Genomic DNA, 10,079 nt, shown 5'->3' on the forward strand with positions numbered 1-10,079 from the left:
GGCCCGCCGCGTATTGGGATTGCGAATGTTGGCCGTGAAAAACTCAACAAACCGGGTTTCTGCTGACTTACCTGCTACTGCAATCAACGCGGGTAAAGCGAGCCCGGGAACAGCAACGACCGTGTTCACTGCCAAAACCTGTTGGCATCAAAGTCCAGTTTTGCGGCTTTGAGCTCTCCCACCAGTTTGGCTTTCCATCCATCCGCAGGATCCATGTCGGTATAAATGACGCCGTACAGGTCTGAAGGGATTTCCACATGACCTTTGCGCAACAGGCACACACGGCCTCGGCCGAGCTTTGCAGCAAAGTAGCCCAGTTCAAAAACAACATTCTGCCGCGCTCGGGCGTCCGAGGTCTCAGCCTTCACCGAAGCACCAATATCGTCAGGCGTTAACAACACCACCGCAAAACCAATATCGTCAGCTGTATCCTCAAATTTCTCGATAATGGTGCGGCCCTGATCAGGCTGCTCCTTGAGAATAATGGCTTCTAATCCCAGCTTTTCCAGGAAACGCGCAAGGCCCTGGTACGCGGCGTCATCGTGGCCATGCACGACAAAAACCCTATTAGATGGGACGACCGCCGCTTTCTTTACTGACGAGCTGATTTCAGTCGAATGCTCATGGTCGGCCAGGTCCTCCCTTAAAGTACGCTGTGCCTGTTTTAGGAGCGCAATGGCATTGGCTATGTTTCTTCTCGTAGGTGTTGAGTAATCATCTACACCGTACAAAGACATACTGGAGTACTGCAGATCGGCTGCCGATTGGAAGCGGTTAAACGCCGATGTGTGTTCACCAAAACACCGCTCCAAGGTGTCTTTTATTGCTACCTCTAATGAGGTGATTTCGGGAGAGCGCCCCTTCACTAGCGTTTGGACATCAAACCCTTCTAGCTCCTGGATACGTCCCTGCAATCGATCAATGCCTCGCTCTATGCTTTGAGGCGTCTGTAATTTAGTAGCAGTAGCAGTGATTGGAGGTTTAGCGCGGGCCATCGGGGCGAATCCTTTCTTATATGTGATAAAGGACATTATCACATATAGAAAAGGCAACACATGCGGTGCACGGTGCACGCTATTTGCGACTGGTTGATACGGCATCCATGAGGCCCAACAAACCAGAACCGCTGTGCGTATAGCGTAATTCAGGATTTATACGACAATAGGCCTTTAAGATTTTTTATTTCCAAACCGTTTTGCGTGAGCTTCACGAACCTAGATCGGGTGTGATCTGGTGGATTCAATCATAGGAGTCATCGTGACTGAAAAAATGTCTAAATCTAGGCGTGCGCTTTTGGTGCAACTGGAAGGAATTCTTGGAAGAGAATGCTACAACGCCAACATACAAAATTATGGCCCAGGTGGATCAAGAGAAGCTGAAGGCCGCAGCTACAGATATCCACTTACAGTCCGTGCACCTGATGGGGAAAGACAAAAAGTACGTTCATCCACTATTCCTGACAGTGTGTCTGACGAAGCCCTGCGCAGTGGGTACTACGCTTTCGGCGCGAACCAGCTTGATATTATGTCGGGCATTGCACGGATATTAAGCTTCCTTGAAAAGGAGCATGGCCTTGAAATTCAAGACTAGAGAATCCCTTCGTAGCACACACAATTTGAATATTCGCTGATTTATCTCTTGGCCTTTTTATACTCGTGTTTAGTGGGGAATCAGTTCCTCAAAAGCCTTCTTTGGAGTCGTACATAAGGCTTCATACGGTTACAACGGGAAGGTTAGATGGAGGAAGCATGAACATCCCAGCGGCAGTTCAACTCGGTATGGCGAACACAACACGGCAGCATTTTAGCGACGTTTTTTGGGATTTCAGTACCCACCTCCAAGAGTTGAAGGAGGCAGAGCGGCTGCAACAGATCAAAGTCGGGGTTTCTGCCCAGCTTGTGTTTGCTATGCGTGCGACCTTTAGCCTTTCAGACAACCACTTAACAATGCTGATGAATGCCTCACTCGCCACGCTTAAGCGTCGCCTACATCAAAAGAAAATGGTGGATTCAGTCGCATCGGAACGACTCGATCGAATTGCCATTGTCTGCCTGCAGGCGAAATCAGTGTTTGAGAGTCGGGAGGCCGCAACACGCTGGATGTCAGTACCAAACCAGTCCTTGGGATATTCAATACCGCTGATTCTGTGCTCTACGGGGCTCGGAGCGGCCCAGGTTCGACGTGTGCTGCACGCACTGGAGTGGGGCGGAGCAGCTTGATTGCTACTACTGCACCCGCTTAAGTCTGCTTCGATTGGAATAAGCGCTGTTTTATCTCTCGCCTCAGATCGATGGTTTTTCATGCGATTCACACGCAAAGAATAGGCAGACCATCATGATTCATGGGCTGTTATGGCTCTCGCAAGGCAATCGCAGCACCATTTTCTTAGCGGTACATAAAACCGATGACGTCTAGGACGTTTGAATAAGCGCTGCTTTATCTCTTGGCCTACGGGATCATTTGCGATGGCTATACACCTCGAACATTTACCTCCTGAAACGTTGTTCTAGACGTTGGAAAGGCCATTGGCTATGCTGGCCAAGCACCTAGCGAAATCAAGTGTTTCGCTACTAAAAGGGTAAGCCGAGCCCTCTAAAAACGCGGCATAAAAAATTAAGCCTATGTGGCTAAAAAAATTAGCCGACCTAAATCGGCGTAGAACCTTCAAATCTGCAGTATTCACAGCAGATTAAAAATCCAAACGATTCATCCGCGGCCGAGTTGTGCCTTTTTTTTGCGGTTGATGCTCATCCTTATGTGCCTCCCGGCACCTGGCCTTCGGCAGGTCAGAACGTAATTTCAAAAAGCTGAACAACAGGTTGAATCCGAAGAACGTGTGTCGTCATTGGCATTTCATCGCCCATACGTCTGACGGACTTGCCCTGCTTTCCAGCCGTCTCTGTGCTCCACAGAGACGGCTGGTGTCAGCCGCCACCAAACCTGCGCCAGACGCGGGCTACAGCCCTTCACGTAGTGCGTGAAAGTGCTGGAAAAATCGCAATACCACCTAAAAAACCAGTCCTGACGGTAGTCGCGGATCGAGAGTGAGCCCAATTCGTGTGGGTTTCTCTAGCTAGACCAGCACTCGAAGAATACCGAATCAAGGTTCTCAGGAAAGTACGGGAAGAAGTGCAGTGCCCGCCCAAAAAATCTGCCCCCTGCTCACGGTTGCCTCGAACGTATCGAGTGCGAATAAAACTTACCTAATCCAGTGGTCCTGAGCAGACAACTACCCGACTAACCAGGTCGATACCTTTCATTTCAGGAGTAACCCACCATGTCCAGAAACTATGGGTTAGGCAGCCGCAACATGGCCTCAGCGGCCCGTATTGCACTCGATCGAGCGGCGCAGCGCGGCGAGCTGTCGTTTTCCAGTGTGGCCACGCTGAGCGAGCGCTTTTCCCAGTTTGTCGACGTGGCACGGGCCCAAGGCATCGGCCGGCTGGAACGCATCAGTCAGGAAGGGGTGCAGGCCTACGGGCGCCAACTCGCTGAGCAGGTCCAACGCGGCGAGTTATCGCCCGCGTATGCGCAGAACCTAGTTAGTGCGATCAATACGGTCATGCACCTGGTGCGTAATTGGTCGAGCGTAAGCCCCACCAAAGCCTGCGGCATCGCCCAGCGGTGCGCGGTGCGCGGGACACCTCCATTGGGCGTGGATCGTGCCTTACTCGAGCGCAGCCTCGAGCAACTACGCGGCCATGATCAGGAACGCGCCGCCGGCGTGGCCGAATTGGCGCGGGAACTGGGCCTGCGTAGCAAAGAAGCTTCCTTCTTGAATGCCCACAAGGCGTTGCAGGAAGCCCGTGAGCGCGGCCAAGTGACGATTATCGACGGTACCAAGGGCGGGCGCGCTCGAATTGTGCCCATCAGTCAGGAGCGGCAGCTGAGTGCCCTGGCGAACGCTGCCACGCTGCAGGGATCCCGTCGCTCGCTGATTCCAGTCGAACAGAACTGGAAACAGTTTCGCGAGAACACACTGCGTCAAGGCCGCGGTCCTCTTCAGCAGGTTGGTATTACCGGCTATCACGACTTGCGCGCGGCCTACGCCTGTGAGCGTTACCAGCAGCTCACAGGGCACCCCGCACCGGTGATTGCCGGTGGCATTGTTGACAAGGATCAGGATCGAATGGCTCGGGAACAAATTAGTGCCGAGCTGGGCCATGGCCGCATTGATGTGGTTGCGGAATACATTGGAGGTCGGGGATGAAGTTGCTCGAAGAAGTTGAAAACCTTAGTCGTGGTTATGTCCGCAAAGGCGGTAAGGACAACCGTCGTCAACAACGGGCTCGGATGCTCGCCATGGCGGCGTTTTGTGCAGCAGAGGGGGCTCATTCGTTGGCCCAGGTCGGTGCCGGGCATGTCATTCGCTATTGGCGGGCTACCCGGCATCTCAGTGATGCTACCCGTTATAACCATTGGCGAGCGTTTTGTGTGTTGTGGACGCTGTGCGGCAAATCGACTGAGCCGCCAAAACCGCATGGGAGTAAATCGTGAGTCGAATATTTGGCAGTCTGAACGTCTTCAAATAGCAGACCTTAGCGATCTGACGTATGAGGGAGATATTCCAGTAAGAGTCGGTGAGGGCTTCGATTCTTTGCTCGTTATGTGAGGGGGAAATGCCTGTGGATAAATCACGCATGGGCTTTTAATGCTTTTAATGCTTTTAATGCTTTTAGTCTAGCTGAAGGCCTTATAAAACGCGGCTTACAGCGGTCATACAGCACCAGATTTCCGGTCATACAGCACCAGATTTCCGGTTATACAGCACCAGATTTCCGGTCATGCAGCACCAGATTTCCGTCTTTAAGCACCTAAAAATTTATTAATGCTGTATTGTTGGCGAAAGCCATGCAGGGATGCTCGATGTCATCGAAAAAACAGACCATCGTTGTGAAGTCAAATAAGCTGGTCGAGGCCAGCTACCGCCTTGATTTGATTGAGCAGCGGGTCATCCTATACGCCATCGTCGAAGCCCGCGAAACTCAGAAGGGGTTAGCGGATGGTTTTGTCACGATAGAGGCAAAGCGTTTTGCTCAGGCGTTCGGTATGGATGAAGGAAGTGTTTACGGCCAGCTCAAGGACGCGATGAAGGCACTCTTTAACCGCTTTATCGTGGCCCGTGATATTCATCCGGAAAGCGGTAAAGAACGGGTCAGCATGATTCGCTGGATATCTACCGCCAGCTACATTGACGGCGCGGGGGCCGTTCAGTTGCGCTTTGCCACCGACATGCTGCCGTACATCACGCGATTGGAGACTGAATTCACCAGCTACCGCCTGGAGAAAATAGGTCGTATGAGCAGCGTCCACGCAGTACGCCTGTACGAGCTACTGGTGCAACACCTGAGCTTCGGCAAGCGTGAGATGGAAATCGCATGGCTCAAGGAAACTCTCGGAATTGCAGACGCGTATTCACGCATCGAGAGCCTTAAAAGGAGCGTCATTGAGCCGGCGCTGGCCCAAATCAATGAACATACCGATATTCGTGCGAGCTACAGCCAGCGTAAGACCGGGCGCACTGTTACTCACCTGATCTTTGCCATCACACCAGAACCCAAGCCCGCAAAGCGCAAGAGCAGCAAGCTTACAGACGCTGAGGTTGCCAAACGCGCTCGTCCTGGTGAGAGCTGGGACGCGGCACACGCCCGACTTAACCAGATCCCCTTGGCACTCGCTGAATGACTGGATGAGGGCTGCGTGATTCGAAAAACGTGGCGCGACACTTGCCTCACTGAACGGGAGATCACTCCATCCCGGCCAATAGATCCGCAAATGACTGGGGTCTTTCCGCCTCATTCTTCTTCATTGCAGGAAGCTCACCGGCTTTCGGTGGCTCAACCAGTGACGGTCTTTGCGGCTTGTATTCAATCAAGCGTTGTTCGGCATTCTCCTGACGCAGCTTTTCGATTTCTAGCCTCAGTGGCTCCACGGCTTCTGCTACGGCCTTTGCTACGGCCCTAGCAATGACCTCCCCTAGGTCATTTGTTACTGTGACGTCATGTGACATTTGGGGTGTGACGTCTTGTGACGGTACTTCAAAAGCGCCGTATACGCGCAGTAGCTCAGCAGTATCGATATAGCGCCTCCCATCAGATGCTATCCCGTAGGCTAAGCGGCCTTCGGTCATTGCCCTGTACAAGGATCTGCGAGTTCTTCGGACCAGAGAGGCGGCCTCATCGATCGTGTGACGCATGGTTCAACTCCGTCATATGACGCGTCACTATATAGGTTTGAGAAGGGCAAGTGAGGGGGGGCCGATTCCGCGCAGACCGACAGCTCTTCTATTAGTGATAAGGCCCTATGGCTATGTGCAGATCAGCCTACGGCTTTTTCTGATGCTACCCGGTGGCAAAGTGTGGTTTGGGCGTGGCGGAGCTTTGCTGTTACCATTTGGCACTGTGGTTTTATCCACTATTTTGCTAGGTGCGCCGAGGTCTAGATGCTTTCAGCTGAGAACTATGTATCGCTCGAGAGCGCTATAGCATTACTCCGGCGCGAATCCGTAGAGGTGTTAAAAGCCATTGCAAAGGCTGTTAACTCACTTAACCCACGTGCGGTGCTGGGCCGCGACATCATTACCGGCTCAAAAAATGGGGCAAGCATCCCAGGCTTCTCTATTACTTACGGCCAGCTAGGGTCCTATCTAGACATAGCCGTAAAAAAGTACGCCTCAGTATTTATCGACACCGGAGTGGGGGTAGTTGAGTCTGCGCATGTAGCGATCAATCGTGAATGGCTGCTTAGTCAGCGCGAGATAGCGGCATGCCAACCAGAGGTGATACGCGAGATAGCGCTGCGGTCTTACGCCTCGAAAGGAGCCACTATCACTCCTATCGCGCAGAAGCTTGAAAACCAAACCCCGGAAGCTTCCCTCGCTGAACTGCGCAAACTGAATATTCGCCTGGAGCGAAGCCGAACAATTGGCCCAGACGACCAGGGAGACAAAGAAATAGCCCGCCTGCAAGCATTGCTAGAGGTATCTAACGCGGAAAAAGTGGTTGTGGCTGACGAGAACACTGCCTTATCTAGAATGGTTAGAACACTCACTATAGAAAATGACCAACTAAGGAGAGCTCGCGCAGAGAAGGAGTCGCCCGCCACAAGCGCTCCATCAGCGCCGCAGCAAGCAATAAGCCACCGCCTCACTAACGTGGAAATCCGTAACGCTGCATCTAGAGCGACAAGAGCTCACGTTGCAGATCTAGCGCGAACAATGTGGGCGCACGAGGACTTTAGCGAGTGCCGAACAATGGAAATGACATTAATAATTCGGCGCCTGACTGAGGCAGAGTACGGGGATAGTCTGCCAAAGACAGACATTGCTCTATCCCGGTGGCTATCAGCTGATGCGGCACCGGCTTCAGCAAAGCGTGCGGGCCGGACGCCGAAGGTAAATTAAAAAATAATTCACATGCCCGGTCGGATATTCAGTTAACCGGCGCCGTCGAACAATTTTAAGTCACGTTTCCTCCTGCCAAAATTGCCATTGTCGATTACCTCAAGAGCTTTGGAGCAACTAGACGATGGCAACCCCCCGCGTTTTTCACGGTGCGAAGCTACGCATGTTCGCCGCGCCGCCTACAAAAGAAAGCAGCACAAAAAAAATGCAAAAAAAATCCCTTCAGGCTGTTTGTTTCAGCGAGAAAGGATGATATTCTGGTGAGATGTATCGAAGTTGTAGCTAGGTCACATCTTACACTCTGTGTGTGTGTAATTTAAAGAGAATTGACGGTGCGGTCAATACCATTTATCGGTTTACCGTAAACAAAAGTTCCAAGCCTGTCGCCTCAGCTTCGATCCATAAACCCTAAAAATAAACTGAAAGAGGATCGAAAATTGCTAAAAATTCAAGACACTGAACTGTTCCGCGAAGAATTCAAAAACCAAATTTCTTCAGGAAAGGACCCCGCACCATTCAAGGATCTTGTGGGCATCCTTGCAAGCCAACTGCCGCTTCCTGTCCGGAACTGCGACAGCCCTCTTGTAGGGACTGGTGGATCGTGGTGCTGCTTAATCAGCCATGACTGGTGGCTGATCTACACATGCAACATGGCAGCAGGAACGATCACGCTCGAACAAACAGGTAGTGCAGCCCACCTGTTTGAAGACTGACACGATAGGGCGACACCTTATGGTGTCGCCTTCGCCTTAGATTCCTAGACTCTTGAAGAATTCAGCTGAATTTTCATGCTGACGGATACCCTTTTCTTCAATCGGAGCGTCTAGAGCCTTGCGAGCACGAGCATTGAGGGTTGGTGCCTTCACATCAAAAGGCAACTCTTTGGTCTGAACTACTTGCACAAGCATCATGCGGATTGCTTGAGAAACAGTCATCCCCATTTCAGCTAGGACTGTAGAGGCGCTTGCTTTCAAATCACTCTCAATTCGAGTGCGAACGACTTCAGTGTTGGCCATGGGATCTCCGGATCACGTTGTAGCTACAATGGGTATAGTATAAACATACTCATTGGAATGTCCATCTATTTGTACAAAAAACGCTCAATCGGCGGCGATAATTTCAGTCGATCACACTCTGAAAACTCACGATAAAACGGTTATCACCACTTTTAGACAGGGAAGGGAAAATGGTCGTTTTTGAGCCAGTACGGGACTTTTTTCATCGAAGGCAAGCCAAAGTTATGACTGAGCGTGCAGCCGATGTCCGCCTAGTGACGGAGCGCGAGGAAGTCTGTCGCGGCTGTTTCGCTTTTCCCGGGACCGAGTATGACGCCGGCATCGAGGTCGATGGCCAGCACGCGGGGAAGATCAGCTATGGGATTAATCCGCTCAACGATCGGGTCTACATCTACGACCTGACAATTATGGGTGACTCTCGGCGTCGTGGTCTGGCGACGGCGACACTCTGGCGACTGTGGTGCACTCACCAGGTGCCCTTGGTGCCTCTGCACGAAGTAGGTACCGCTGTCGGATTCTGGAGTAAGGCGCGCAAACGGTTTGCCGCTGCCGGCGTAGAAATCAAGCGCGATATCCGAACGGCTGACCAGGAAGAAGAAAAACTTCGCTGGCAACACCTGGTACCGGAGTCCGAAAACGAGCGGTCCATCCGCAAATATTGGGAATGGGTTGCCAGTGAACACGCAGCAGGTCGCCCGGCTGGGCCGGGTAAGGTCACACCCGAATTCGTTCTACTTCATCAAGGCTGATGTCATCACTGCGACGGTCATACAGCTGGGTCGTACGCGTTGACGCGTGATTGGCCATGGCGGCAGCGTTTTCTAAGGTGCCACCGTTTTTCAGGTAGGCCGTGATGCCAGTTGCCCGAAACGTGTGGTTGCCAATCGGCGTCTTGATACCGGCAGCCAAAGCTCGCCGCCGCACCATGGCATGCGCATTGGCCTGTGGCAGCGGCGTGTTACTGAGTTGCCCGGTACCACGTTGAATCGTGCGAAACAGTGACCCTTTCGGATCGCCCTTGATCCCGCTCTGTTCCAGGTACGCGTGCAGATATTCTTCCAACTGGTGATGACACGGCATCGCGTGCTGCTTACCGCCTTTCTCGCGCAAGCGTACCCACAGTCGCCGATTTTGCGTATAGACGTCCTCGACCTTCATGCTCAGCGCTGCACCTATACGGGCAAAGGAAAACACCATCAGCGCAATCAACGCCCGGTCGCGCAACCCGGCGTGAGTGCTGATATCGATACTGTCCAGCAACTGTCGCGCTTCACTTGGATCGAGCACCGGAGTTTTGCCAGTACGCGCTGTATGGCTCGGCCCGCGCACTGATGCGGCGGGGTTATACGGCACGATCTGACCCACTACCAGCCAATCAAATAGGTGCCGAATCGCCGCCAGGCGTTGTTTGACCGAGGGTGCGGCCAGCGTTTGCGTTTGCAGCTCGATCCAGGTCGCCACATGCAGTGGGCCCACCGCGAGCAGATTGAGTACACCGATGGCCGCGCACCAGGTCAGGAACTCGTTCACCGCCCGCGCATAGGCCCGCCGCGTATTGGGATTGCGAATGTTGGCCGTGAAAAACTCAACAAACCGGGTTTCTGCTGACTTACCTGCTACTGCAATCAACGCGGGTAAAGCGAGCCCGGGAACAGCAACGA

General features: G+C 52.7%; 11 protein-coding genes. 7 read left to right on the forward strand and 4 right to left on the reverse strand.

Annotation, left to right across the window (positions count from 1 at the left end):
• Nucleotides 1–125 precede the first annotated feature (125 nt).
• A complete protein-coding gene (locus ACP7BO_RS23630) occupies nt 126–995 on the reverse strand; it encodes a TIR domain-containing protein (RefSeq protein WP_426212941.1) in 870 nt (289 codons plus the stop codon).
• 262 nt (nt 996–1,257) lie between these two features.
• Here ACP7BO_RS23630 and ACP7BO_RS23635 point away from each other — a divergent pair, with 262 nt between their 5' ends.
• The 5 genes from ACP7BO_RS23635 (at nt 1,258) to ACP7BO_RS23655 (ending at nt 5,685) form a co-directional block, all read left to right on the forward strand.
• Nucleotides 1,258–1,590, forward strand: coding sequence for a hypothetical protein (locus ACP7BO_RS23635; protein WP_426212942.1), 333 nt, complete (start codon nt 1,258–1,260; stop codon nt 1,588–1,590).
• Nucleotides 1,591–1,748: 158 nt separating this feature from the next.
• Nucleotides 1,749–2,219: an antitoxin Xre/MbcA/ParS toxin-binding domain-containing protein gene (locus ACP7BO_RS23640; RefSeq protein ID WP_426212943.1), complete on the forward strand. Its 471-nt coding sequence runs from the start codon at nt 1,749–1,751 to the stop codon at nt 2,217–2,219.
• 1,058 nt (nt 2,220–3,277) lie between these two features.
• Nucleotides 3,278–4,210 (forward strand): integrase domain-containing protein, encoded by a 933-nt coding sequence (locus tag ACP7BO_RS23645; RefSeq protein ID WP_426212944.1) that lies wholly within the window; start codon nt 3,278–3,280, stop codon nt 4,208–4,210.
• Entirely contained in the window at nt 4,207–4,497 is a 291-nt protein-coding gene (locus ACP7BO_RS23650) for a hypothetical protein (RefSeq protein ID WP_426212945.1), read from the forward strand. The genes ACP7BO_RS23645 and ACP7BO_RS23650 overlap by 4 nt, the downstream gene beginning before the upstream one ends.
• Nucleotides 4,498–4,866: 369 nt before the next feature.
• The gene (locus ACP7BO_RS23655) at nt 4,867–5,685 is read left to right on the forward strand and encodes a RepB family plasmid replication initiator protein (RefSeq protein WP_426212946.1); all 819 of its coding nucleotides are present in this window, start codon (nt 4,867–4,869) and stop codon (nt 5,683–5,685) included.
• A gap of 61 nt (nt 5,686–5,746) precedes the next feature.
• On the opposite strand, the gene ACP7BO_RS23660 is transcribed toward ACP7BO_RS23655, so the two are convergent.
• Nucleotides 5,747–6,130, reverse strand: a complete 384-nt coding sequence (locus ACP7BO_RS23660) for a hypothetical protein (RefSeq protein WP_426212947.1) — start codon at nt 6,128–6,130, stop codon at nt 5,747–5,749.
• 1,709 nt (nt 6,131–7,839) lie between these two features.
• Between ACP7BO_RS23660 and ACP7BO_RS23665 the strand changes: the two genes are divergently transcribed.
• Entirely contained in the window at nt 7,840–8,115 is a 276-nt protein-coding gene (locus ACP7BO_RS23665) for a type II toxin-antitoxin system YafQ family toxin (RefSeq protein WP_426212948.1), read from the forward strand.
• A 36-nt stretch (nt 8,116–8,151) separates the two neighbouring features.
• Here ACP7BO_RS23665 and ACP7BO_RS23670 read toward each other — a convergent pair whose 3' ends face one another.
• Nucleotides 8,152–8,418, reverse strand: a complete 267-nt coding sequence (locus ACP7BO_RS23670) for a type II toxin-antitoxin system RelB/DinJ family antitoxin (RefSeq protein WP_426212949.1) — start codon at nt 8,416–8,418, stop codon at nt 8,152–8,154.
• Nucleotides 8,419–8,588: 170 nt separating this feature from the next.
• On the opposite strand from ACP7BO_RS23670, the gene ACP7BO_RS23675 reads away from it, so the two are divergent.
• Complete coding sequence (locus tag ACP7BO_RS23675; protein WP_426212950.1) at nt 8,589–9,167, forward strand: N-acetyltransferase; 579 nt, start codon at nt 8,589–8,591, stop codon at nt 9,165–9,167.
• Here ACP7BO_RS23675 and ACP7BO_RS23680 read toward each other — a convergent pair.
• Entirely contained in the window at nt 9,133–10,047 is a 915-nt protein-coding gene (locus ACP7BO_RS23680) for a tyrosine-type recombinase/integrase (RefSeq protein WP_426212951.1), read from the reverse strand. The two genes, ACP7BO_RS23675 and ACP7BO_RS23680, sit on opposite strands and share 35 nt — an antisense overlap.
• Between the last annotated feature and the right edge of the window lie 32 nt (nt 10,048–10,079).

The sequence above is a fragment of the Pseudomonas sp. TWR2-1-1 genome (genome assembly GCF_049897045.1).
In the GTDB taxonomy this organism is placed as follows: Bacteria; Pseudomonadota; Gammaproteobacteria; order Pseudomonadales; family Pseudomonadaceae; genus Aquipseudomonas; species Aquipseudomonas versuta.